Source organism: Pseudomonas sp. AC239, from assembly GCF_979258545.1.
In genome coordinates, this window is sequence record NZ_OZ409864.1 from 1499962 (window position 1) to 1524905 (window position 24944).

23 protein-coding genes are annotated in these 24944 nt (G+C 63.0%); 7 read left to right on the forward strand and 16 right to left on the reverse strand.

What is annotated here, in order from left to right; all coding sequences use genetic code 11:
* Window positions 1-14 precede the first annotated feature (14 nt).
* The 16 genes from madM to pilG form a co-directional block, all read right to left on the reverse strand.
* Window positions 15-779 (reverse strand): malonate transporter subunit MadM, encoded by a 765-nt coding sequence (gene madM, locus ACZ0AZ_RS06935; RefSeq protein WP_039757570.1) that lies wholly within the window; start codon window positions 777-779, stop codon window positions 15-17.
* A gap of 1 nt (window position 780) precedes the next feature.
* The gene (gene madL / locus ACZ0AZ_RS06940) at window positions 781-1197 is read right to left on the reverse strand and encodes a malonate transporter subunit MadL (protein ID WP_463537129.1); all 417 of its coding nucleotides are present in this window, start codon (window positions 1195-1197) and stop codon (window positions 781-783) included.
* Window positions 1198-1261: 64 nt separating this feature from the next.
* Window positions 1262-2182: a malonate decarboxylase subunit epsilon gene (mdcH, locus tag ACZ0AZ_RS06945; protein ID WP_129997809.1), complete on the reverse strand. Its 921-nt coding sequence runs from the start codon at window positions 2180-2182 to the stop codon at window positions 1262-1264.
* Window positions 2179-2799, reverse strand: coding sequence for a malonate decarboxylase holo-ACP synthase (locus tag ACZ0AZ_RS06950; RefSeq protein WP_463537130.1), 621 nt, complete (start codon window positions 2797-2799; stop codon window positions 2179-2181). The genes mdcH and ACZ0AZ_RS06950 overlap by 4 nt, the downstream gene beginning before the upstream one ends.
* Window positions 2793-3578: a biotin-independent malonate decarboxylase subunit gamma gene (gene mdcE / locus ACZ0AZ_RS06955; protein WP_463537131.1), complete on the reverse strand. Its 786-nt coding sequence runs from the start codon at window positions 3576-3578 to the stop codon at window positions 2793-2795. The genes ACZ0AZ_RS06950 and mdcE overlap by 7 nt, the downstream gene beginning before the upstream one ends.
* Window positions 3575-4426: a biotin-independent malonate decarboxylase subunit beta gene (locus ACZ0AZ_RS06960; RefSeq protein WP_463537132.1), complete on the reverse strand. Its 852-nt coding sequence runs from the start codon at window positions 4424-4426 to the stop codon at window positions 3575-3577. The genes mdcE and ACZ0AZ_RS06960 overlap by 4 nt, the downstream gene beginning before the upstream one ends.
* A complete protein-coding gene (locus ACZ0AZ_RS06965; protein WP_039757560.1) occupies window positions 4419-4718 on the reverse strand; it encodes a malonate decarboxylase subunit delta in 300 nt (99 codons plus the stop codon). Before ACZ0AZ_RS06965 ends, ACZ0AZ_RS06960 begins: the two co-directional genes overlap by 8 nt.
* A complete protein-coding gene (locus tag ACZ0AZ_RS06970) occupies window positions 4718-5575 on the reverse strand; it encodes a triphosphoribosyl-dephospho-CoA synthase (protein ID WP_463537133.1) in 858 nt (285 codons plus the stop codon). The genes ACZ0AZ_RS06965 and ACZ0AZ_RS06970 overlap by 1 nt, the downstream gene beginning before the upstream one ends.
* Window positions 5575-7245: a malonate decarboxylase subunit alpha gene (mdcA, locus tag ACZ0AZ_RS06975; protein ID WP_016772750.1), complete on the reverse strand. Its 1671-nt coding sequence runs from the start codon at window positions 7243-7245 to the stop codon at window positions 5575-5577. The genes ACZ0AZ_RS06970 and mdcA overlap by 1 nt, the downstream gene beginning before the upstream one ends.
* Window positions 7246-7475: 230 nt before the next feature.
* The gene (locus ACZ0AZ_RS06980) at window positions 7476-7841 is read right to left on the reverse strand and encodes a DUF6124 family protein (RefSeq protein ID WP_129997816.1); all 366 of its coding nucleotides are present in this window, start codon (window positions 7839-7841) and stop codon (window positions 7476-7478) included.
* A gap of 532 nt (window positions 7842-8373) precedes the next feature.
* On the reverse strand, window positions 8374-8844 hold the full coding sequence (locus ACZ0AZ_RS06985; protein ID WP_129997817.1) for a chemotaxis protein CheW: 471 nt from the start codon (window positions 8842-8844) through the stop codon (window positions 8374-8376).
* Window positions 8837-14746, reverse strand: a complete 5910-nt coding sequence (locus tag ACZ0AZ_RS06990) for a hybrid sensor histidine kinase/response regulator (protein WP_463570927.1) — start codon at window positions 14744-14746, stop codon at window positions 8837-8839. The genes ACZ0AZ_RS06985 and ACZ0AZ_RS06990 overlap by 8 nt, the downstream gene beginning before the upstream one ends.
* Before the next feature lie 11 nt (window positions 14747-14757).
* Window positions 14758-16806 carry a methyl-accepting chemotaxis protein gene (locus tag ACZ0AZ_RS06995; protein ID WP_016772746.1) on the reverse strand — a complete coding sequence of 683 codons (2049 nt, stop codon included), beginning with the start codon at window positions 16804-16806 and terminating at the stop codon, window positions 14758-14760.
* A gap of 209 nt (window positions 16807-17015) precedes the next feature.
* Complete coding sequence (locus tag ACZ0AZ_RS07000) at window positions 17016-17555, reverse strand: chemotaxis protein CheW (protein WP_039757554.1); 540 nt, start codon at window positions 17553-17555, stop codon at window positions 17016-17018.
* 10 nt (window positions 17556-17565) lie between these two features.
* Window positions 17566-17931 carry a twitching motility response regulator PilH gene (gene pilH / locus ACZ0AZ_RS07005; protein WP_039757553.1) on the reverse strand — a complete coding sequence of 122 codons (366 nt, stop codon included), beginning with the start codon at window positions 17929-17931 and terminating at the stop codon, window positions 17566-17568.
* 60 nt (window positions 17932-17991) lie between these two features.
* Window positions 17992-18396 (reverse strand): twitching motility response regulator PilG, encoded by a 405-nt coding sequence (pilG, locus tag ACZ0AZ_RS07010; protein WP_016772743.1) that lies wholly within the window; start codon window positions 18394-18396, stop codon window positions 17992-17994.
* A 225-nt stretch (window positions 18397-18621) separates the two neighbouring features.
* Between pilG and gshB the strand changes: the two genes are divergently transcribed.
* From gshB to ACZ0AZ_RS07045, 7 genes are all read left to right on the forward strand, one after another.
* Window positions 18622-19593: a glutathione synthase gene (gene gshB, locus ACZ0AZ_RS07015; RefSeq protein ID WP_463537135.1), complete on the forward strand. Its 972-nt coding sequence runs from the start codon at window positions 18622-18624 to the stop codon at window positions 19591-19593.
* Window positions 19594-19746: 153 nt separating this feature from the next.
* Window positions 19747-20646 (forward strand): energy transducer TonB, encoded by a 900-nt coding sequence (locus ACZ0AZ_RS07020; RefSeq protein ID WP_129997821.1) that lies wholly within the window; start codon window positions 19747-19749, stop codon window positions 20644-20646.
* A gap of 374 nt (window positions 20647-21020) precedes the next feature.
* Window positions 21021-21593 carry a YqgE/AlgH family protein gene (locus tag ACZ0AZ_RS07025; protein ID WP_016772739.1) on the forward strand — a complete coding sequence of 191 codons (573 nt, stop codon included), beginning with the start codon at window positions 21021-21023 and terminating at the stop codon, window positions 21591-21593.
* Window positions 21593-22030 (forward strand): Holliday junction resolvase RuvX, encoded by a 438-nt coding sequence (gene ruvX, locus ACZ0AZ_RS07030; RefSeq protein WP_016772738.1) that lies wholly within the window; start codon window positions 21593-21595, stop codon window positions 22028-22030. The genes ACZ0AZ_RS07025 and ruvX overlap by 1 nt, the downstream gene beginning before the upstream one ends.
* 81 nt (window positions 22031-22111) lie before the next feature.
* Window positions 22112-22618: a bifunctional pyr operon transcriptional regulator/uracil phosphoribosyltransferase PyrR gene (gene pyrR / locus ACZ0AZ_RS07035; protein ID WP_024014655.1), complete on the forward strand. Its 507-nt coding sequence runs from the start codon at window positions 22112-22114 to the stop codon at window positions 22616-22618.
* Window positions 22619-22645: 27 nt separating this feature from the next.
* Window positions 22646-23650 carry an aspartate carbamoyltransferase catalytic subunit gene (locus ACZ0AZ_RS07040; protein ID WP_016772736.1) on the forward strand — a complete coding sequence of 335 codons (1005 nt, stop codon included), beginning with the start codon at window positions 22646-22648 and terminating at the stop codon, window positions 23648-23650.
* Window positions 23647-24918, forward strand: a complete 1272-nt coding sequence (locus tag ACZ0AZ_RS07045) for a dihydroorotase (RefSeq protein ID WP_434767011.1) — start codon at window positions 23647-23649, stop codon at window positions 24916-24918. The genes ACZ0AZ_RS07040 and ACZ0AZ_RS07045 overlap by 4 nt, the downstream gene beginning before the upstream one ends.
* Window positions 24919-24944 lie beyond the last annotated feature (26 nt).

The following is a 24944-nucleotide window of genomic DNA, read 5'->3' on the forward strand; positions in this document are numbered from 1 at the left end:
GGGGCTCTTGATCTTCAGCCCACAATCGCGCGAACAATGAAGAACAACAGCGACGGCCCCAGCAGACACCCAAGACCGGTGTGAAAGGTAGCCGTCAACGCGCCATAAGGCACCAAGCGCCGATCCGTCGCCGCCAGACCCGCCGTCACGCCACTCACCGTCCCGGCCAGCCCGCCAAAGACCATCGCCGAACGCGGATTGTCCAACCCCATCCAGCGCGCCGCAACCGGGGTGCCGACCATCACCAGAATCGCCTTGATCAACCCGGTGGCAATCGACAGCGCCATCACATCCGAGGTCGCGCCGATCGCCGCACCGGTCACCGGCCCGACGATGTAAGTCACCGCACCCGCACCGATGGTGGTCATGCTCACCGCATCGCGATAACCGAAGGTCCAGGCCATGCACGCGCCGACAATGAACGGCAGGATCGTGCCCAGGAGCAAAGCGATCACGCCGATCATGCCGGCTTTCTTCGCTTCGGTGGCCTGCACTTCGAACGCGGTGGCGACGATGGCGAAGTCACGCAACATTGCCCCGCCCATCAGGCCGATGCCGGAGAACAGCGTCAGATCGGCCAGGCCTTTCTGTCCGCCGGTCATGGTGCCGCCGACCCAGGCCAGCACCAGGCCGATGACGATGGCGATCGCCGAGCCATGGATGCGCCCGAAGGTCAGGCGTTTGGAAAGAATCACCGACACCCACATGATCACGCCGACGAAGGCGAAGGCGGTGATCAGCCCATTGTGTTCCAGACCTTTTTCGATGAGATCCCACATGTCAGCGACCTCCTACCGGGGTGCCGACCGGGGAAATATCCGCCGGTTCGTCGGGCAACGGTTCGCCCTTGTGAGTGCGGCTGATCAGGGCAATCGTGCAACCACAAACCGCCACGGAGCCGATTGCCGCCAGCACCGCCACCGGGCCGCCGTGCAGGGCGGTGACGACGTTCTGCTGCGCGGCCATCGCCACCACCACCGGAATGTACATCGCGCCCCAGAAGCCGACGCCCATCTCGCAATCCCTGGTCATGCCGCCGCGCTTTTGCATCCACAAGCGCGCGCAGATCAGCAGAATCATGGCGATGCCGACCCCGCCGACGTTGGATTTGACGCCCAGCAACACACCAAGCATGTCGCCCATGATCACCCCTGCCAGCGTACAGATCGCCAGCAGCGCCACACCGTAAATAATCATTGTTGTAGTCCTCAAAGTGCATCGTCGAATGTTGTTTTTGTTGTTCGAAGCTTGAGTCGGCGGTTTAGAGTTGGCGGCCACCCTCCTCGCGCAACAGCGCCTGCAGGGTGTCGAGGCGGGCACTGTCGAAGGCAGTGACGGTGCCCTGCTCGAACACCCGGCGCGCCAGCCCGGTCAGCACCGCACCGGGCGGCAGTTCGATCTGAAGACGCACGCCGCGCTCGTAGGCGCTTTGCACGGTGCCGCGCCAATCCACCACGCGGCACATGTTGAAGGCGAGGTCGTCGCGCAGCGCTTCCACTTTGGTAACAGGTCGCGCGCGACTGCCGCTCAGGTAAGCGATTTTCGGGTTCTTCAGTTCAACCTTGGCGAAAGCTTCTGCGAGGGTTTGCGCAGGTTTTTCCAGCAATGGGCAGTGCGACGGCACGCTCACCGCCAAACGTTTCGCCAGTCCGGCGCCACGACTGCGCGCCAGCTCCGCCACCGCTTGCATGGCCTTGTCGCTGCCAGCGATGACCGCTTGGTTATCAGCGTTGATGTTGGCCAGATACACCGGTGTTTCTTCGCTGTGCACTTGGGCCAGCAGCGTTTCCACTGTGGATAATTGCAGACCGATGATCGCGGTCATGCCGTAGCCCTGTGGATAAACCTGCTGCATCAGCTCACCGCGCAGGCTGACCAGATGCAGCGCATTGCTGAAGCTCAACGCACCCGCCACCACCGCCGCCGGGTAGGCACCGATGGACAGCCCGGCGACGTAATCTGCTGTCAGTCCGTCCTGCAATAACTGCCGTGAAGCAGCGACCCCGGCGATCAGCAGGCACAGCTGAACCGCCCTAGTTGTGCGCAATGCCTCGGCAGAATCCAGCAGCGAGACATCTTCGCCAAGAACATCACTGGCCTCGACCAGCGTTGCCCTTGGCAAACGCTGAAGCATGCCCGCCTGCTGCGCGCCCTGGCCGGGAAATACCAGCAGACTGCTCACGCTGCCTGCTCCTGCGGGTTCCACGGGTCCGTCACCAGACACGCCTGATGGGCATTTTTCAGCAGCACTCGGGACGAACCACGGGCCCATTCGCGCAAGGCCACCGCACCGAATGGCGTCTGCAATTGCGCGTCGACCCGGCACACGGTTTGATCAAAAAGTGCGACCAGTTCGCGTGCCTGATCACGGCGGATCATCTGCGGCGTACGCAGGATCAAATCGAGATCGCTGGCACCGTGCATCGCCGCAAAACCACTGGCCAATTCAAATCCGACACTGCCGCTGACACCCCAGACCCAACCGCAACCGTCGAGCAGCGGTCGCAGCTGTTGCAGCGCCTGCATCACCGGCAAATCACGCGGGCTGTCGACATGACACAGCGCTTCAGGACTGACCCGCCGCGCGATCGAATCAACCGGCATGGACGCAGCCAGGCGTTGCTCGCGCAAAACACCGCGCACGCCGACCGCGATCAAGCCTTCCTCGCTCAACGCCCGCCGTACCACCACCGGTTGCCCGGCCGCGAGCACCTCGACTGCCCACTGCGGCGCATCCGCCGTTAAGTGCGCCGGGGTCATGCCCCAGAGCAGGTCGTGGGCCAGGGGCAGGTTCACCACTGCGCCCTTAGCAGTTCGCGGACGCGGCTGGAGGCGGCGCGATTACTCGCGCCGAGACGGCCGTGCAAATCACTGCTGGACACATCGTTGATCGCTTGTTTCAAGCACTCGCTCACCCGCGCCAGATCTTCCGCCGTCGGCTGTTCGATCTGCTGCACCGAGAGGGTTTCCCAGAGCAGACCGAGGCTGGCGTAGCTGTCGATGTCGTAGGCCATCGGCGGCACGCTGGAGGCCAGCGCTTCCAGCTCTTCAACACTGCGCAAGGTCACCCGCGCCGCCGAGGCCTTGCCCATCGCGTGCACCATCACACCGGGATCACGCAAAGCAATCAGCCGATTGGCCTGATAACCATGCGCGAGAAATGCGCCCGACATGGCCTTGCCCACCAACAACGCAATCACCGGATGCCCGGCCAGACGCGCGCGGGCATAACTGTCCGCCGCGCCAGCCAGGGCCTGATGAATGCCGAGGGCTTCTTCGCGCCGGCCATACGCCTGACTCGGCACATCGACAATGGCGATGATCGAGCGCTTCCGCGCGTTGTCGCGATCGGCGCTGATCGCGTCATCCACAGCCTTGGCCAGACCCCAGCCTTCGAGCAAGCCGACTTCGCCGTTTCGGGCGCGAGGGAAACGATTGTCCGGGTCGGCGACCACGGCGATAAAACGCCCCAGCTCAGCGTCAGCCACCCGCAACGACGGCGGTAGACCTTCAACGCTTTCAGCGCCAGCGCTCAAGGCGTTGAACCAGTTCAAACCGCGCAGTGAACAGCCACTCATGAGCGCTCTCCTTGATACAGATCGCGAACCACTGAAGGCTCGATTTGCTTGTCCGTGTCCAGACTCGCCAAGCGTCGCAGATACCACGCGGCGCGTTGACTGCGCGGCTGCGTCGGTAAACCTTGCTGGAGCAATTCACCAACCTGCTGACGAATCTGCGCCACATCATCGCCGACATAGCGATCCACCAGACCACTGTTGAAACGCTGCTCGCCGCCGGTCAGGCTCCAGATGAAGGGCCGGTCGCGGGAGTCGTATTCCTCGATCCCGGCTTCCTGCTCGATGACTTGCGGGCCGTTCAGGCCGAGACGTGCTTCCTGGGTCACCAGCAAATAGCTGCACAGCGCAGCGGCGATCGACATGCCGCCGAAGCAACCGACGCTGCCGGCGACCACGCCGACCACCGGTTGGTACTGCTGCAGATCGACAATCGCCGCATGAATATCGGCAATCGCCGCCAGCCCTAGATTGGCTTCCTGCAAGCGCACGCCGCCGGTTTCCAGCAGCAACACGGCGCGGGTGGGGATGCCGTTGCGGTTGTCTTCGGCGGCCAGTTCCAGCGCACCGGCAATCTTCGCCCCGCCGACTTCGCCAAGGCTGCCGCCCTGAAACGCGCCTTCAATCGCCGCGATGACCACCGGCAAACCGTCGAGGCTGCCCTTGGCGATGATCACCCCGTCGTCGGCTTGCGGCACTACGCCCTGGCGCTCAAGCCATGGCGACATGACCCGTTGAAACGGATCGAGCAGTTCGCGAAAGGTCCCGGCGTCGAGCAAGGCTTGCGCCCGCTGCCGCGCGCCGAGTTCGACGAAACTGTGTTTGTTCAGCAACGCTGCGCTGTCAGTCATGGCCGATCTCCTCGAAACCCTGTTCCAGACGCAAGCGCACCACCCCCGGCGTCGCGCCGAAATCGTGGATATCGATGGCCATCGCCGGCGGCGTGGTGCCGTCGAACATCCGCGCAAACAGGTGTTGCCAGCGCTGCTGCGCGCCGTTGACTGAAGTCTGCACGTTGATCGTCAGTTTGCCGGCCAGACCCGGTTCGATCAGCACTTCCAGATCACCGGAGCCGACACAACCGACCAGCGCACGCCCGCGTGGCGGCTGCCCGGCGGGGAATTCAAACGATAGGTTTTCCATCAAAACGCTCCCTGAGAGAGGCCGTCGCGCTCGATACGATCGAGCAGCAGCGTGGCGGCGAGCAGGTCGGCGGCGCCACCGGGCGAGGCATTCAATGCGATGAGTTGTTGATCCAGTTCGTGCAGGCGACGACGACCGCTGAGGCTGGCGCTGCCCCCGGCATCGAGCACCGCTTGCGCGCCGGACTGCATGGCCTGCAGGCCCGGTTCGCCGGCGCGGTAGAGCACGCAGGTGTCGGCCAGCTCGGTCATGATCGCCAGCAACGCATCGAGCCGGGCGTTCTGTTCGCCGTGGCCGCTGGCGCGGCTTTTGTGCAGTTGCGGCAGGCCGCGTTGCAGCACGGACGGGAAGCCGAGTTGCGCTTCCTCGCGAGCACCGCGTGCGCCGTAACGCTGGGCGACTTGTGCGCCGTGGCTGAGCGGTGTCGGTGCGTAGCGGTCGTCGAGCAGTGCCAGGCGGGCGGCACACAGGGCGACGGATTTCGGTTGCAGCGCGGCGGCCGTCACCAACAGTCCCAACGCCCAGATCGCACCGCGATGGGTGTTGACGCCGTTGGTGGTCACAAGCATCGCTTGCTCGCCTTCACGGCCGATGCGGCCAATCGCTTCGCGCAATGGCAAACCGACTTCGCCCAGCTCCAGCGCCGCCTCGGCCATTTCCTTGAATGCCTGCCACAAGGCCAACGCCGACGCGTGCATCAGGCCCAAGTGCAGATCAGTGTGCGCGCCGTTGCCGCGACGGTCGACCAGCGCCGGTTTCGGCGACAGATCGGCTTCGTCGATCAGCGCGTCCACCGCCAGATCGGCCAAGCGGTCAGCCAGAGAAAGCGGTTTCGCTTGCAGGTTGAATGCGTGCATTACCAGCTCCTGAATTTGGCGGGCGGGTTGTACAGGCCGCCGGACCACTCGACCAGATCAGCCACGCTTTTCGCCGCGAGCAATTCGCGGGTAGCGTCAGTGCGGCGGATGCCGAGGTCTTCGGGCAGGGCGATCAGCCCCTCGCGGCGCATGCGTTCGGTGTCTTTCGGGTTGTGCCGCAGGCCGATGGCGGTAACCCCGGCGACCGCTGCGATCATCGCCTGGCGCTCTTCCAGCGAGCGCGCCTTGTACAGGTAGGCGATGCCTTCTTCGGTCAGCAGGTGGGTCACGTCGTCGCCGTAGATCATGATCGGTGCCAGCGGCATGCCGCTTTTCTTCGCCACTTCCACGGCGTCGAGGGTTTCGACGAAGGTCGGTTTGCCGCCCTCCTGGAAGGTCTCGACCATTTGCACCACGAGTTTCTTGCCACGTTCGAGCATCGGTTGCGGCCCATCGGCATGGCGCATGTCCAGCCACGCCGGGGTGCCGTGACGGCGGCCGCGCGGGTCGTGGCCCATGTTCGGCGCACCACCGAAACCGGCGAGGCGGCCACGGGTTACGGTCGAGGAATGGCCGTCGCCGTCGACTTGCAACGTCGCGCCGATGAACAGGTCCACCGCGTACTGCCCGGCGAGTTGGCAGACCATGCGGTTGGAGCGCAGCGAGCCATCGCGGCCAGTGAAGAACACATCTGGCCGGGCGGCGATGTAGTTTTCCATGCCCAGTTCGGTGCCGAAGCAATGCACGCTCTCGACCCAGCCGCTTTCAATCGCCGGGATCAGCGTCGGGTGCGGATTGAGCGTCCAGTTGCGGCAGATCTTGCCTTTCAAACCGAGGGATTCGCCGTAGGTCGGCAGGATCAGTTCGATGGCGGCGGTGTTGAAACCGATACCGTGGTTGAGCGACTGTACGTTGTGTTTTTCGTAGATCCCGCGAATCGCCATCATCGCCATCAGCACATGCACAGGCTTGATGTGTCGGGGGTCGCGGGTGAACAGCGGCTCGATGTAGAACGGCTTGTCGGCGACCACGACGAAATCGACCCATGAAGCGGGAATATCTACGCGAGGCAGCTCGCTGACGTCGTCGACCAACTGGTTGACCTGAACGATAACGATGCCGTCGCTGAACGCCGCTGGTTCGATCAGGGCCGGGGTGTCTTCGGTGCTCGGGCCGGTGTAGATGTTGCCGGCGCGGTCGGCCATGAAGCCGGCCGAGAGCACAACGTTGGGGATCAGGTCCACAACGAGGCGGGCGTAGAGTTCGATGTAGGTGTGGATCGCGCCGACTTCGAGCAAGCCGTCTTCGAGCAACTGGCTGATGCGCAGGCTCTGGGTGCCGGCGAAAGAGAAATCGAGCTTGCGGGCGATGCCGCGTTCGAACAGATCAAGGTGCTCGGAGCGGCCGACGCTGGGCATGATCATGTGCAGATCATGGAGCTTGGCCGGATCGGCCTTGGCCAGCGAACGCGAAAGGAAATCCGCCTGCTTCTGGTTGTTGCCCTCCAGCACCACGCGGTCGCCGGGATGGATCAGCGCTTCAAGCGCGGCGACGATTTTGTCGCTGGGCAACACCGCACCATCGGCCAGCCCGCGCACCTTGTCGAGCCGGCGCTGCTTCTCGTCACGCCGCCGCGTCCAGCGCGAGTCGGGGGAAATTGTTGTTGTCATGCTCACTCCACGGGTTCGCTGTCGTGGAGCCAAGTTAGGCGTGTGCGATGAGGGCATCAATCAAGCTGGGTGGTGAATCATTACGCTGAGAGTAATGGTCACGATCGCTTTCGCGAGCAGGCTCGCTCCCACATTGATCGTTCCCACGCTCCGCGTGGGAACGATCGAACGCATTCCAATTGTGGGAGCGAGCCTGCTCGCGAAGAGGCCAGTCGCCTCAGCGCACTCGCTCAGTCGGTTGGCACCAGTTTGTCCAGCACCCGGTTCACCGCCATCTCTGCCACCATGACAATCTGCGCGATGCCCTGCAGGGTCTTGCGCTGTGAGCCGTCCACCGAGGCGGCGTGGTTGTGCAACATGACTGTCGCCGAACCCAGGGTTTCACAGGCGTCGGCCAGCAGCGATTCGGTGTCGGCTTCGGGGTTGGCCATGTACAGCGTGTTGGGGGTGTAGGGCGGGGCCATGAAGTCAGCGCTGGGCGGGCCGAGGTAATGGTCGAGGGCGCGCTCGGCGGCTTCGTGGAATTTCTTTGAGTCGGAGGATTGGTAGGGCGATGCCGGGTCGTTGGTCGGCGGGTTTGGCGATGGTTTTTTCATCTTCAGGTTCCGGATAAAGCCGCAACCGCATCTCTGCTAAAAGAAGGGGTGGCAGCTGAACGCAGGTTAGCAGACCGGGGAACCTAAGGAAGCCGGCGCGCCGAAGCGCCCTGCGCACAGCCGCCATCAAGTGCAGGCGTGACGCCTGACTGACGGTGCTCGTGCAACCTCAGATTGACCACGGGCTGCTAAACCCGATCACTGGGAATCAGTGACCCGATCCAAGTTACGCAGCAAGCCCTGGGCGCACAAGCCGGCGGATTCTGGCGCAGGCGTAGGCAGCGGCGCAAGGATTTGTAGGCTGGCGGGGCGTAACACTGGGTGTCTTTAAACACCTCAATCAATTGTTGTTTATTGGCTGATCTGGATTGGGGATCTACCCGTAGGAATTTGCTGCCGCGACTGGCGCTTTCGCGAGCAAGCCCGCTCCCACATGGGAGCTTCAGGGTACGCAGATTTTGTGTACGACATCGCTCCACTGTGGGAGCGGGCTTGCTCGCGAATACGCCCGCCAGGACACCACAAACGCAAATCAATAAACCAATCCCGCATCCACCAGTAACTTCTCCAGCCCCAACAAATCCGGCACCTTCGCCACCTGCTCGCCCACCTGCACCGCTGCCTGCTCCAGCGCACACAATGGCACATCGACATAACTCAACTGACTGTCCAGCTTGTAGGAGCGAGGAATCCCCTGCACCAGCAGCGCGATGAATCTCAGCTCCGGCAAGCCGCCCAGCGCATTCAGGATGACGATCCGTGCCCGTTCGCCGATGACGATTTTCTGCCCACAGGCCGATTCGAAACTGATCAGCGGAATCTGCCGCTCGCGCCAGGTCACCCGCCCCAGGTACCACGGCGGCGTGTCGAGGTCGAAGGCGCTGGCCTGGTAGTCGATCAGCTCGGCAATGGCGACATTGGGCAGGATCAGGTTGCGATCGGCCAGCGGCAGCAGCAGCCCGGTGAGCTGACTGGTGCGCGGGTTGTGCCGGTGCTCATGCATGTTTCTTGCTCCATCGGGCGATGCTCTCCAGCAACACCGATTCCTGATACGGCTTGCCGAGGTAGTCGTTGACGCCGATGGCCATGGCGCGGTCGCGGTGTTTCTGCCCGGTGCGCGAGGTGATCATGATGATCGGCAAGTGGCGCAGGCGTTCGTCGGCGCGCACCTGGGTGGCGACTTCGAAGCCGTCCATGCGCGGCATTTCGATGTCGAGCAGCATCAGGTCGGGCAAGTGCTCTTCAAGCAGCAGCATCGCATCGACACCGTCCTTGGCGGTCAGCACGTTCATGCCGTGACGCTCGAGCAAACGGCTGGTGACCTTGCGCACGGTCACCGAGTCATCGACGACCATGATCAGCAGCGGCTTGTGCGGTTCGCTGTCGATCTCCGTGAGTGACGGCTCCTGCGCCAGGCGCGCCTGCATCGCCCGGATCGGTGCGAGCAGATCCAGAATCAGCACCACCCGGCCATCGCCGAGAATCGTCGCCCCCGACACGCCCTGCACCGCCGCGAATTGCGCGCCGAGGCTCTTGACCACGATCTCGCGGGTGCCGGCCATGGCGTCGACCAGCACGGCAATGTGGCGGTCGTTGTAATGCACCAACAGCACCGGCAACGGCAGGTTCTGCCCGAGCAGTTTTGGCCGTGGCGCAGTCTTCAACAGCTCGCCGAGATAGCACAGTTCATAACGCTGGCCGGCGTATTGATAACTCGGTGGATCCTGACGGAAGTGCCCTTCCAGATCATTCGGCAACACACGCACGATGCCTTCGATGGTGTTCAGCGGGATCGCGTACTGATCCTCAGCGCACTGCACCATCAGCGCGCGGTTGACCGACACGGTGAACGGCAAGCGAATGCGGAAATGCACGCCCTGCCCCGGCACCGAATCGATGCTCATGCTGCCGCCGAGCTGGCGCACTTCTTCGTGGACCACGTCCATGCCGACGCCACGCCCGGAAATCTGAGTGATTTTCTCTGCCGTGGAGAAACCCGGCTGAAGGATGAACTGCAACACGTCGCGGTCGCTGATCTCGGCATCGGGCGCCAGCAGACCGCGCTTGATCGCTTTGCGCCGCACGGCTTCCAGCGGCACCCCGGCGCCGTCATCGCGGATGTCGAAAACCATGTCGCCGCCCTCGCGCGACAGATCAAGGGTGATCTGCCCTTGCGCCGGTTTGCCCGCCGCCAACCGCACTTCAGTGGACTCCAGGCCATGGTCGACGGCGTTGCGCAGCATGTGTTCCAGCGGCGCGGCCATGCGCTCCAGCACGTTGCGATCCATCTCGCCATCGGCATTGCCGACGACGAACGCGACATCCTTGCCCAGCTCCTCGGCGACCTGACGCACGATGCGTTTGAGACGCGGCACCATGCGCTCGAACGGCACCATGCGCGTGCGCATCAGGCCTTCCTGCAATTCGGTGTTGATCCGCCCCTGTTGCTGCAACAGGTTTTCCGCGTCGTGGTTGCGGCGGTCGAGGGTTTCCTTGAGGTCGAGCAGGTCCGAGGCAGATTCGAACAGCGCCCGCGACAGTTGCTGAAGCTGCGAATGGCGGTCCATTTCCAGCGGATCGAAGTCTTCATAACCGAGGCGCTCACCGTCGACTTGCTGACGGCTGAGGATGCGCCCCTGGGTTTCCGTGTCGAGCCGGCGCAACTGATCGCGCATGCGCTCGATGGTGGTTTCCATCTCGTTGAGAGCGATCTGCGCATCGTTGACTTGCTGCTCGATTCGCCCGCGAAAGATCGAGGTTTCCCCGGCCAGATTGACCAGTTCATCGAGCAGTTCGGACGAGACCTTGACCATGTCCGCGCCAGCATCGGCCGCCGGTGGCGCTGCCTCAGGCTTGATGACCGGAGCTGGCGCCAGCGGCGCTTCAACCTGCGCCGGATGGCTGAAATTCTGGATCGCGCTGATCAGCCGATCGGCCGGCGGGCACGGCTGCCCGGCGCGCACGCCATCGAGCATTTGCGCCAGTCGGTCATGGCCGCGCTGCACCAGCGCGAACAGCTCGGCGGACGGTTGCAGCGCACCGCTAGAGAGGCTTTCGTAGAGAAATTCCAGCTCATGGGCGAGGTCGCCGATCGGGCCGATTTCGACCATCCGCGCGCCACCCTTGAGGGTGTGCAGATCGCGCAGCAGGGTTTCAATTTCCTGACGGTTGCCCGGCTCGGCCTGCCAGCGCAACAACGCGGCGCCGGAACTTTCGATGATGTCGAAACCTTCTTCGAGGAAGATCTCCAGCAACTCCGGATCGTGCCCGGCGCTGTCGTGTTCGACCGCTGCGGAGGATGATTCGCTGGCGGCCTGGCCCTGACGCAACTGACGGATCGCGTCGATCAGATCCTGCGCCGGGGTCAGCGCTTGATGCGCTTGCAGTTGCTCGAGCATCAGCGCCAAACGCTCATGACTGTGCTGCAACAAACCTTCGAGCGCGGCGCTGTGGTTGTAGCGTCGATCAACCAGCCCTTCGTAGAGATTTTCCAGTTCCTGGGCAAGGTCGCCGACGGCCTCGACCTCGGCCATGCGCGCGCCACCCTTCAGCGTGTGCAAGTCGCGCTGCAATGACGACAGTGGCGCAGCGTTGTCCGGGTCCTTGAGCCAGCGCTGCAAGGCTTGCCCGGCGCTGTCGAGAATATCCACCGCCTCTTCGAGGAAGATTTCGACGATTTCATCGTCCGGCTCGAGGGCGGCAACCGATTGCTGCAATTGCGCGGTGGCGCTGCCGAGCTCGCGAATGTCCAGGGTGCGGCTGCCATCGCTGCGGATCAGGCCCATCGCCGCCGGGTCGAGGCCTTCGTCGAGCAGATCCTGCAAGGCCCGAATCCGCTCCGGCTGCGGGGTGATTTCCTGGCCGGCGGCGAGTTCGTCGAGCATGTTGATCAGCGCTTCGTGGGCCAGTTGCGCTTCGTGGAAAAACCGCTCGCTGACCGCCAGGCTGCTTTCTTCCACCGCGCCATACAGATCGAGCAAGGCTTCGCATAAACCGTCGACCGGCAGCAGATCGGCAAGGTGCGCGCCTTCGCCGAGGGTGGTCAGTTCATCGAGCAAGGCGCTGAGTTCCTGGCGTTCGCCGGGGTGCTGCTGCCAGCGCTGCAACAGGTTTTCGGCGTCGAGGAGGATGTCCATGCCCTGGGCGAGGAAGTTGTTGATCAGTTGCGGATCGCGCTTGAGGCGCAGGCCGCTGTCAGCGCCATCGGTGCTGGCTTGCAGGCGCTCGGCGAGCAGCGCCTCGGTGCGTTTGATCAGCGACTGCGCACCGACAATCGGCGCCAGCGGATCGTGTTTGAGCTGACGCAGGCCGACGCGGAACAAGCCCTCGGCTTCGAGCAGCAATTCGACCTCGTCCAGATCCAGCGGCAACTGATGCGCCTTGAACTCGCGGGCCAGTTGATCCAGTGAAGCCGCCAGTTCGGCCATCGGCAATACGCCGGCCATCGAGGCACTGCCCTTGAGCGTGTGCAGCGCCCGTTGCAGTTCGTCGCTGGCCGGCAACGGCACCTGTTCGGCGGCCTGATCGAGGAACCGGTTGAGGCTCGCGAGGTGGGTTTCGGCTTCTTTGCGGAAGATTTCCAGCAGCAGCGGATCGAGGGCGGCGACGTCGTCGGTGTCTTCGGCAGCCAGCGGCTCATCGCCTTTGGCCAACGCGTGGGCGCGTGCGGCGAGTTGGTCGACATCGTTGCGCTGGCGCTGACGCTGGGTGGCAAATTCGTTGATCAGCTCGGGCAGCAGCAACACCGTGTCGTCGAGCAATTGGCGCAGCACTGCGCCGGGCTCGACGCTTTGTTCGAGCACGCGATTGAGCAGGTTTTCCACCGCCCAGGCCAGCTCGCCGAGAACCAATGCGCGGACCATGCGCCCGCTGCCCTTCAAGGTATGGAAAGCCCGGCGCAGTTCGGTCAGCGCGGCGCGGTCCTGGGGATTGGCGGTCCAGCGCGGCAGGTATTCGTGGAGAACTGCGAGAACTTCGTCGGTTTCCTCCAGGAACACTTCGCGCAGTTCATCGTCGACCGGTTCTTCATCGGCCGGCGGCGGCATCAGGCTGTCGGGGCTGTTGCGCGCCGGCGGGTTGAGCGCCGACAACGGGCTGGCCAGCACATCGGCCAGCGACTGCACGACGTCAGGGTCGTCGAGAGTTTGCAGATCCTGCATGACCTGGGCTTCGCTGGGGCTGAGTACCTCATCGAGCACCGGCACTTGCGCTTCGCCGGGCTGCTCGTTGGCGAAGAAGCCGAGGCTGGCGAGGCTGTTCTGCGCGACATCGAGCAGATGCTCGGCGGGCGCCTGCGGGTCGTCGCTCAGGCGTTCGAGGTAATACTCCAGGCTGCTGATCACATCGGCCAGATGATCGAGTTGTTCCCAACCCGGTTCGTGGGCATCAAGCATCAAATGCTCGCGAATGAAGCCGTTGCAGGCCTCGACCAGACTCGCTGCGCGGGCCAGCGGAATCATCGCCAGCGCGCCGCGCACCTGTGTCAGCAATTCGGGCAGCGATTGCAGATGCTGGCGGTCCCAATCGGCGTCGATGTAATCGACGATCATGTCCTTGGCCTGTTGCAGGCAGATGCGCGCTTCCTTGATCACAATCTGATGGATCTGTGTCAGGTCGGTGGTCGGCAGGCGCGTGTCGTCGGCGCTTTGCGTCTCCACCGTGCCGACCATGCCGGCCAGCGTTGCTTCGACGTAGAGCAAGGCCCCGGCGACGTCCATGAGGATCGCATCGTTCGGTTCGCGTTGGCCCTGGGCGAGGCTGAGCACCACCGCCAATTGGTCGATGATGACCTTGCGCGGCTGGCCGAAACCCAGCACCGCGAGGGTGTCGGCGATCTGCCGCAGCGGCGCCAGCAGGCTGTCCAGATCCGAAGCGTGCTGGCGGTCGCTGCGCACGAACAGATCGAGGCGCTCCTTGACCCGCACCAGCTCTTCGCACAGCGCTGCCAGCACCGAGCGCATGGCATCGCGGTCGGGGCCGGCGAGGCGCGCGCGTTCTTCATCGACCATCGCGCTGTCGGGCAACGCGTCGTCCAGGGAGTAGCGATCTTTCATGGTCAGCATCTGCCCGGTGGGATGTTCGGCTTTGGCAATATAGAACAACAGGCTTTTCAGCAGCTCGGCCGGCGCCGGCTGATTGAGCCCGACGATGCCCTGTTCGAGCAGGCGCTTGAGCTCTTTGTCGGCGTCCTTGAACAGGCTGCGCAGCGCCGGACTGTTGGCGATGACGCCCTCGCGCATGCCCTCGACCAACGCCGAGGCGACCTGCCACAACGGGCTCAACGGCGCGTCGCCGCAAAGCGCTTCGAGACGGCTGAAGACCTTGGCCAGATAGCCAAGGTGCGTCTGGTCGTCCTGTTCGCGCAGCAGACCGACCAGAGCCATTTGCAGCATCTGCCGCAGTTTGCGCAGCACGTTCGGCAGATCGGGCGGTTCCAGTGTCGCGAGTGCCGCGTCGCTGATCGGCGCGAGCTCGGGCAGCGGCGGGCTGAACAGGCTGGTTTCCGCCAACAGACTTTCACCACGAGCGCTGCGCAGATCGTTGATCAGCGGCAACACCACCAGCGGCAGGTCGCGGCGGGCGTTCTGCACGCGGTCAAGGTAAAGCGGCAATTGCCCCAGGGCTTGCAGCATCAGGTGCAAGGCTTCGTCGCGGTGTGGCACGCGTTGATGTTGCAGGGCTTCGACCAGATGCTCCATTTCTTCGGCGAGCAACGCTGCGCCGTAGAACTCGACCATTTGCAGACTGCCGTGGACCTGATGAATGTACGCCAGACACTCGTCCAGCCCGGGGACGGCCTGCGGATCGTCGAGCACGGCCTCGATCGCCTGATGCGCCAGCTTCAGCGTTTCGGCAATTTCGCCCTTGACCCATTCCAGGGCCACGTAGTCGTGCCGATCACCCATAACCACTCCACTCACGCTTTATCTGTCGCCGCCGGCAAGGTGAAACCGGACACCGAACGGCGCAACTGACTGGCCATTTTCGCCAGGTTGCCGATGCTCTCGGCGGTGGCCGTGGACCCCGACGAAGTCTGCGAGGTGATCTGCTGGATCACGTTCATCGTCAGCGAGATCTGCCCGGCCGAAGAGGTCTGCTGCTGCGCCGCGTTGGAAATGCTCTGGATCAGCGCCGCGAGGGTCTTGGACACGCCTTCGATTTCTTCCAGGGCCACACCGGCATCCTGCGCCAGTCGCGCGCCGCGCACCACTTCGGTGGTGGTCTGCTCCATGGAAATCACCGCTTCGTTGGTGTCGGCCTGAATCGCCCGCACCAGGGTTTCGATCTGCCGGGTCGCGGCGGACGAACGTTCGGCCAGCCGTTGCACTTCGTCGGCAACCACGGCAAACCCGCGCCCGGCATCCCCGGCCATCGATGCCTGGATCGCCGCGTTGAGGGCGAGGATGTTGGTCTGGTCGGCGATGTCGTCGATCAGGCTGACGATGTCGCCGATTTCCTGGGACGATTCGCCGAGGCGCTTGATGCGCTTGGCGGTGTCCTGAATCTGTTCGCGAATGTTGTCCATGCCGTGGATGGTGTTGTGCACCACCTCATTGCCTTTGTTGGCGATTTCCACCGAGCGTTCGGCCACCGCCGACGATTCGGCAGCGTTGGCCGAGACTTGATCGATGGATTCGGCCATGTCGCTGATCGCCGTCGAGGCTTCGGAAATCTGCTGGGCCTGTTGCTCCGAGGCCTGGGCCAGGTGCATGGCGGTGGCCTGGGTTTCCTGCACGGCGGCGGCAACCTGGCCGGCGGTGAGGTTGATGGTCGCCACCAGATCGCGCAACTGGTCGACGGAATAGTTGATCGAGTCGGCGATGGTGCCGGTGAAGTCTTCGGTCACCGACGCGGTCACCGTGAGGTCGCCATCGGCAAGGTCTTCGATTTCGTCGAGCAGGCGCATGATTGCGTTCTGGTTGCGCTCGTTCTTTTCGGCCGTTTCGCGCAGTTGGCGATTGGTTTCGCGGACCATGACCAGGCCGATGAGGATGATCGAGGCCAGCGCAAGCAAGCCCAGCACATAGCCGCCAATGGTGTCGGTGTTGCGCCCGCCGGCCAGGTGCTCGAAACCTGTAGCAAGGTGCGAAGCTTCGTCGAGCAGGGTTTGCGACAGGGTGAAGATGTTGCTGGCCGACTCGCGGACCTTGAACAGCTCAGGCGAGGTTTCGAGGATTTCATCCACCGAGCCGGAAACGAACTGGAACAGCTCGGAGATTTCGCTCAAACGCGCACGGGCGTCGCGGTCTTCGACCTGGCTGATTTTCAGCGCCGGGTTGCCCTGCAACATGCCGTTGAGCACCAGACCGAAACGCGCGGCATCGCGGCCAAAGGCGTCGGCGGCCTGCTGCGAGTTTTCGTCACCGGCGAGCACGGTGTTGACCGCGCCAAGAATGCGTTCAGCCAGTAGCGATTGCCGTTGCGCCATCGCCACCTGCGCCGCTGGAGCGCCGCGCTGGAGGAGGATTTCCACGACTTTCTCGTATTCGATCTGCAACTGCGGCACGGTTTCTGCGAGTGTCGCGGCGACCTGATGCAGCGACAGCACGGTCTGTTCGCTGGTGAGGATCGCATCGGTGTTTTTCAGCAGGCGTTCCCAGTCCATTTGCACCGCACGCATTTCCGGGCGCACGGCGACGGGTGCCGGTGGCAGGCCGGTGTTCGGGTCTCCCTTTTTCAGGTAACCCCAGCGCTGGGCGAAATCGTTGCGCGCATCGCTGAGCAATTTGAATGCGGCCGCCTTGCCAGCGGCCGCTTCGGTGGCGTTCTTGGCGATGCGTTGCGAGAGCACGCGCAGTTCGCCGGCATGGCCGATGTACTGCTTGTCGTAGTTCGCCTGGGTGTTGAGGTAAGCGAAGTTGGCGAACAGCAGCATGATGAACACGATCAGTGCGATAAACAGCACGATGATCTGCGCACGACTGCGCGATGCTTCTGCCGACTTGCCTGTTTTTGCTTTTGTCATCGGTCCTCGCCTATGAAACCTGCCATGGCCCTTGTGGGAGCGAGCCTTGTGGCGAGGGGATTTATCCCCGTCCGGCTGCGAAGCAGTCGTAAAAAAATCGCATGCGCTGACGGTGTCAGGCATTGCAGTTTTTGGGGCCGCTGCGCGACCCAACGGGGATAAATCCCCTCGCCACATGGCCCGCGTCCACATGGGTTCTGTTGTTCGTGCTATAGAGCCACACCCATGAACACCGGGGATTTGGCCAACGCAAACAGGCTGAACACCCGCCAGTTCTGTTCGCGGCGGAAATAGCCTTTGACGAATTCGGCCTTGGAGCCCTGGCGCTTGCTGATCGACAGTGGTTCGAAACTGCCCTGTTCGAAATGCTGCAATCCGATCACCTCGTCGACCATCACCCCGGCGAACACGTCTTCATGTTCCACCACCAATACCCGGCGCTGTTTACGCAGCGGCGACAGCTCATGGCCGAAAAACCCGCACAGGTCCATGATCGGCAGCAGCCGCCCGCGAAGGTTAGCCACCCCCTTGACCCACGGCTTGACCCCGGGCAACTGGGTGAAGCGCGGCTCATGCAAAACTTCGCTGACTTCGCCCATCGGCGCCACATACCAATGCTCGCCGAGGCGAAAGCCGATGCCGCTCCAGCGATCCGGGCGCGCCGCTTGCGACGGCAGGTCGGCTGCCAGCAGGCGGCAGCGCTGGTCGATCTGCCAGAGCAGTTCGAACGCGGTCAGCGATTCGCTCATGATCGCGCGATCAGCCTTTGAGGACGTTGTTCAGGGTCTTGATCAGGGTGTCTTCGTCGACCGGTTTGGTCAGGTAATCCTTGGCGCCCTGACGGGTGCCCCAGACCTTGTCGGTTTCCTGATCCTTGGTGGTGATGATGATCACCGGGATGTGCGCGGTGTCGGCATCCTTGGTCAACTGGCGGGTCGCCTGAAAACCATTGAGGCCGGGCATGACGATGTCCATCAGCACGGCGTCGGGTTTTTCCTGACGGGCCAGGGCCACGCCGTCGGCGCCGTTCTCGGCCTTGAGCACTTCATGGCCGTGCTTTTCGAGCATGCCGGTGAGTTTGTACATTTCAGTCGGCGAATCATCGACGATCAGGATACGTGCCATGGTCTTCCCCATTTTTCTGGTCGACTGCCGGCCCGCTGGCCGAGCGTCACTGTGCGTGTGTTACTGCGGCAAAACGGCGGCGAAGCCCGGAACATGGGCCTGGATCGCGTTGAGCAGTTCTTCTTTGCTGAACGGCTTGGTCAGAAATTGATCAGAGCCGACAATCCGCCCCTTGGCCTTGTCGAACAGCCCGTCACGCGATGACAGCATGATCACTGGCGTGGCCTTGAACGCACTGTTGTTCTTGATTAAAGCGCAGGTCTGATAACCATCCAGACGCGGCATCATGATGTCGACAAAGATGATCCCGGGATGGTGGTCGGCGATCTTCGCCAGCGCATCGAAACCGTCGATGGCAGTGATCACTTCGCAACCGACGTTCTTCAACAATGTTTCGGCGGTGCGGCGAATCGTTTTCGAGTCGTCGATCACCATGACCTTCAAGGCGCTGGACTGCTGTTCCATAAGAGGGTTCTACCGTCGCCTTTGCGAATCAAATTGTCCGTTTTGCTGTGAATAATGGCCTGAAACCCTTGATAGCCAAGGGTCGGCGCGATCTGCCAGCCTTTTTAGCACAGTCTCCAGATGCAATCTATCGACGGGTTTTTCCTTGACCCGAAACCCGCCCGGCGCCACTCTGGCGGCACTTTTTCAATACCGATCCGGTAGCCAAATTTCGAGGAAAACCCAATGAGCGTTCGCGTCGGGATTGTCATGGACCCTATCGCCAGCATCTCCTATAAAAAGGATAGCTCGCTGGCCATGCTGCTGGCCGCGCAAAAGCGTGGCTGGGAACTGTTCTACATGGAACAGAAAGACCTGTATCAGGCCGAGGGCCAGGCGCGGGCGCGGATGAGCCCGCTGAAAGTCTTCGCCAACCCGGACAAATGGTGCGAACTGGACGCCGAGCAGGACAAACTGCTGAGCGACCTGGACGTGATCCTGATGCGCAAGGATCCGCCGTTCGACATGGAATTCGTCTATTCCACTTATTTGCTGGAACAGGCCGAAGCCGCTGGCGTGCTGGTGGTGAACAAGCCGCAGAGCCTGCGCGACTGCAATGAAAAGCTGTTCGCTACGCTGTTTCCGCAGTGCACGCCGCCGACCATCGTCAGCCGCCGCCCGGACGTATTGCGTCAGTTCGCCGACCATCACGGTGACGTGATCCTCAAGCCGCTGGACGGCATGGGCGGTTCGTCGATCTTCCGCCACACCGCCGGCCACCCGAACCTATCGGTGATCCTCGAAACCCTGACCCTGCACGGCAAGCAGCAGATCATGATTCAGGGCTACCTGCCGGCGATCGTCGATGGCGACAAGCGCATCCTGATGATCGATGGCGAGCCGGTGGATTATTGCCTGGCGCGGATCCCGGCCATGGGCGAAACCCGTGGCAACCTCGCCGCCGGTGGCCGTGGCGAAGCGCGTCCGCTGACCGATAAGGATCGCTGGATCGCCGCCCAGGTCGGACCCACCCTGCGCGAGAAAGGCCTGCTGTTCGTCGGCCTCGACGTGATCGGCGAGCACCTGACCGAAATCAACGTCACTAGCCCGACCTGCATCCGTGAAATCGACAATGCGTTTGGCACCGATATCGGCGGCATGCTCATGAATGCTATCGAAAGCAAGCTGCAAGCTTCGAGCCGCAAGCCTCAAGCTTAAAGCCAGGCGGCAAGCTCTTAACTTGCAGCTTGCAGCTCGAAACTTGCAGCTGCCCCTATGCAGCTTGTCGCTTGAAGCTCGTCGCTTGCAGCTAAAAACCAACATTGCGTTATCATGCCGAGCCCAAAAAAACGCGATGTTGGTTTTTCTACGATGACTCTTCCGTCCGATCTGCCTGCTGAACTCGCCCATCGTGGCGTGCGCCCGGCCGATCGCCTCGGTTTTACCCTGTTTCTCGCGGCGCTGATTCACCTGGCGCTGCTGCTCGGCGTCGGCTTTACCATGGTCGAGCCGCAGCAGATCAGCAAAACCCTGGAAATCACCCTGGCCACCTTCAAGGCCGAGAAGAAACCGGAAAAGGCAGATTTTCTCGCTCAGGAAAACCAGGAAGGCAGCGGCACGCTGGACAAGAAAGCCCTGCCCAAGACCACCGAAGTCGCGCCGTTCCAGGACAATCAGGTGAAAAAGGTCACCCCGCCGCCCGCGGCCAAGCCAGAGGTGCAGGAAGCCGCACCGAAAGCAGCGGTGACCACCGTCGCGCCGAAACCGAAAAAGGCGCCGACCAAGAAAGAAGAAAGCAAAACCGAAGTCAAACCGTCCGTCGACGCGCCGGCGTTCGACAGCTCGCAGTTGTCCAGCGACATCGCCAGCCTTGAGGCGGAGCTGGCCAAGGAACAACAGCTTTACGCCAAACGCCCACGCATCCACCGCTTGAGCGCGGCCTCGACCATGCGCGACAAAGGCGCCTGGTACAAGGACGACTGGCGCAAGAAGGTCGAGCGCATCGGCAACCTCAACTATCCCGAAGAAGCGCGACGCAAGCAGATCTACGGTAATTTGCGCCTGATGGTCTCGATCAACCGCGACGGTTCGCTGTATGAAGTGCTGGTGCTGGAATCCTCCGGCCAGCCGCTGCTTGATCAGGCGGCGCAGCGCATCGTCCGCCTGGCCGCGCCGTTTGCACCGTTTACCGGCGATCTGTCGGACATCGACCGCCTGGAAATCATCCGCACCTGGAAATTTGCCCGGGGCGACAAGCTCTCCAGCAACTGAATATTTATGTGGCGAGGGGATTTATCTGTGGCGAGGGGATTTATCCCCGCTCGGCTGCGCAGCAGCCGCAAAACCATTCCATATGGAGTGTCAGGCAGAACCCATCAAGCGATTCAGGGGCGCTTCGCGCCCCAACGGGGATGAATCCCCTCGCCACAGATAAATCCCTTCACCACAGATAAGTCCCCTAACCACAGATAAATCCCTTCACCACAGATAAATTCCCTGAGCACAGATAAATCCCCTAACCACAGATAAACTCCCTCACCACAGCAAATCCCCTCGCCACAAAAGCTCTGTTCCAATAATGGATCTGTGTTGTTGTCAGCATCTCCAGCTTGTCAGTTCGCCCCTCGAACGCCACACTAGCGCTCATGAAAAACGTCAGCCCCAGCTACCTCAAGCATCACTTCCTGATCGCCATGCCACACATGGCCGACCCGAACTTTGCCCACACCTTGACCTACATCGTCGAGCACACGGCCAATGGCGCGATGGGGCTGGTGGTCAACAGGCCGCAAGACTTGAACCTGGCCGACATCCTCGAACAGTTGCGCCCGGACATCGAGCCGCCGGCGCGCTGCCAGGATGTGCCGATCTTCATCGGCGGGCCGGTGCAGACCGATCGCGGTTTCGTCCTGCACCCGGCGGGCCAGACCTTCCAGGCCACCGCGCAGCTCGACGGCGACCTCGCCCTGTCGACGTCGCAGGACGTGCTGTTCGCCATCGCCGACGGCGTCGGCCCCGCGCAGAGCCTGATCACCCTGGGTTACGCCGGCTGGGAGGCCGGGCAGCTGGAAGCCGAACTGGCCGACAACGCCTGGCTGACCTGCCCGTTCAACGCCGACATCCTGTTCAATACCCGCAGCGAATTGCGCCTGGAAGCGGCAGCGCGGCATTTGGGCATCGACCTCAATCTGCTCACCAGCCAGGCGGGTCACGCCTGATGGCCCTGCGCCTGATTCTCGGCTTCGACTACGGCACCAAACAGATCGGCGTCGCGGTCGGCCAGGTGATTACCGGCCAGGCCCGCGAACTGTGCACCCTCAAAGCGCAGAACGGCGTGCCGAACTGGGATCAAGTCGAAGCGCTGATAAAAGAATGGAAACCCGACGCCGTGGTCGTCGGCCTGCCGCTGAACATGGACGGCACGCCGAGCGAGATGTGCGTACGCGCGGAGAAATTCGCCCGCCGCCTCAACGGCCGCTACAACCTGCCCTTCTATACCCACGACGAACGCCTGACCACCTTCGAAGCCAAGGGCGAGCGACTGGTGCGTGGCGGGCAGAAAGGCAGTTACCGCGACAACCCGGTGGACGCCATCGCCGCCGCCCTGCTGCTGCAGGGCTGGCTCGATGAAAACACTGCATTGTTTGAATCCTGACAAGCGCTTCGGCGCTTTTCTTTTGGTTATAAACCGAGCTTCGTCCGGCAGGACGCAGCGCGGAATCACGAAGGAGCAACCATGAGCCTGCCCAATCCCGCCGATCTGATCAGCCAGATGGCGACCCGCCTCAAGGCGCACCTTGCCCAGCGTGACATCAGCGAACCGCGTTACATCGGCATCCGCACCGGCGGCATCTGGGTCGCGCAGGCGCTGCTCAAGGAGCTGGCCAGCGATGCGCCACTGGGTACGCTGGACGTGTCCTTTTACCGTGATGACTTCAGCCAGAACGGCCTGCACCCGCAAGTGCGCCCGTCCGCCCTGCCCTTCGAGATCGAAGGCCAGCATCTGGTGCTGATCGACGACGTGCTGATGAGCGGTCGGACCATCCGCGCCGCCATGAATGAACTGTTCGATTACGGCCGCCCGGCCAGCGTGACGCTGGTCTGCCTGCTGGACCTGGACGCCGGCGAGTTGCCGATCCGCCCGAACGTGGTCGGCGCCACCCTGACCCTGGCCGGCAACCAGCGGGTCAAGTTGTCCGGCCCCGAGCCGCTGACGCTCGAACTGCAAGACGTCACCCTTTAATCCGCCCTATTGAGAGTCCCCCTCGCGATGACGCCTCTAGATACCAAGCGCCCGCTGCAGCTCAATGATCAGGGCCAGCTGCGCCACTTCCTCTCGCTCGACGGTTTGCGCCGCGAGTTGCTGACGGAAATCCTCGACACTGCCGACTCGTTCCTTGAAGTCGGCGCCCGGGCGGTGAAGAAAGTCCCGTTGCTGCGCGGCAAGACCGTGTGCAACGTGTTCTTCGAGAACTCCACGCGCACCCGCACCACGTTTGAACTGGCGGCCCAACGGTTGTCGGCAGACGTGATCACCCTGAACGTGTCGACATCGTCGGCGAGCAAGGGCGAAACGTTGCTCGATACCCTGCGCAACCTTGAGGCGATGGCCGCCGACATGTTCGTCGTGCGCCACGGCGACTCGGGCGCGGCGCACTTCATCGCCGAGCATGTCTGCCCGCAAGTGGCGATCATCAACGGTGGTGACGGCCGGCATGCGCACCCGACCCAGGGCATGCTCGACATGCTCACCATCCGTCGGCACAAGGGCGGTTTCGAAAACCTCTCGGTGGCGATCGTCGGCGACATCCTGCATTCGCGGGTGGCACGCTCGAACATGCTCGCGCTGAAAACCCTCGGCTGCCCGGACATCCGCGTGATCGCGCCGAAAACCCTGCTGCCGATCGGCATCGAGCAATACGGCGTCAAGGTCTATACCGACATGGCTGAAGGCCTGAAAGACGTCGACGTGGTGATCATGCTGCGCCTGCAGCGCGAGCGCATGACCGGCGGCCTGCTGCCCAGCGAAGGCGAGTTCTACCGCCTGTTCGGCCTGACCACTGCGCGTCTGGCCGGGGCCAAACCCGATTGCATCGTGATGCACCCGGGGCCGATCAACCGTGGTGTGGAGATCGAGTCGGCGGTGGCCGACGGCCCGCACTCGGTGATCCTCAATCAAGTGACCTACGGCATCGCGATTCGTATGGCCGTGCTGTCCATGGCCATGAGCGGGCAGACTGCGCAACGTCAATTCGAGCAGGAGAACGCCCAGTGAAGCTCAGCATTCTCGGCGCACGCGTCATCGATCCCAGCAGCGGCCTGGATCAAATCACCGACATCCACGTTGAAGCCTGCAAGATCGTCGCCCTCGGCGCCGCGCCGGCCGGTTTCAGCGCAGTAGAAACCATCGACGCCCAAGGCCTGGTGGCCGCGCCTGGCCTGGTAGACCTCAACGTTGCCCTCCGCGAGCCGGGCTACAGCCGCAAAGGCTCGATCGTCAGCGAAACCCGCGCCGCCGCTGCCGGTGGCGTGACCAGCCTGTGCTGCCCGCCGAAGACCAAACCGGTGCTCGACACATCCGCCGTGGCCGAACTGATCCTCGACCGCGCCCGCGAAGCCGGCAACGCCAAGGTGTTCCCGATCGGCGCGCTGAGCAAAGGTCTCGATGGCGAGCAACTGGCCGAACTGGTCGCGCTGCGCGACGCCGGTTGCGTGGCGTTCGGCAACGGTCTGGAGAGCTTCCGCAACAGCCGCACCCTGTGCCGGGCGCTGGAATACGCGGCGACTTTCGACCTGACGGTGATCTTCAACTCGCAGGATCACGATCTGGCCGAGGGCGGTCTCGCCCACGAAGGCGCGGTCGCCAGTTTCCTAGGCCTGCCGGGCATCCCGGAAACCGCCGAAACCGTGGCGCTCGCCCGCGATCTGCTGCTGGTCGAGCAGACCGGCGTGCGTGCGCATTTCAGCCAGTTGACCAGTGCGCGCGGTGTTGCCCTGATTGCTCAGGCGCAGGCCCGTGGTCTGAAAGTCACTGCCGATGTCGCGCTGTATCAGTTGATTCTGACTGACGAAGCGCTGATCGACTTCAACAGCCTTTATCACGTGCAACCGCCGCTGCGCACCCGCGCCGACCGCGATGGCCTGCGTGAGGCGGTGAAATCCGGGGTGGTCTCGGCCATCTCCAGCCACCACCAGCCCCACGAGCGCGACGCCAAACTGGCCCCGTTCGGCGCCACCGAGCCGGGCATCAGCAGTGTTGAACTGCTGCTGCCGCTGGCGATGACGCTGGTTGAGGATGGTTTGCTCGACTTGCCGACGCTGCTGGCGCGTCTGAGCGCAGGCCCGGCCGAAGCGCTGCGTCTGCCGGCGGGCAAACTGGCGGTAGGCGGCGCGGCGGATATCGTGCTGTTCGATCCGAAGTCTTCGACGGTAGCCGGCGAGCACTGGCTGTCGAAGGGCGAGAACTGCCCGTTCATCGGGCACAGCCTGCCGGGTGTGGTGCGCTATACGCTGGTGGATGGGCGGATTACGCACCAGGCTTGACTTGAGGGAGATTGTGGCGAGGGGAT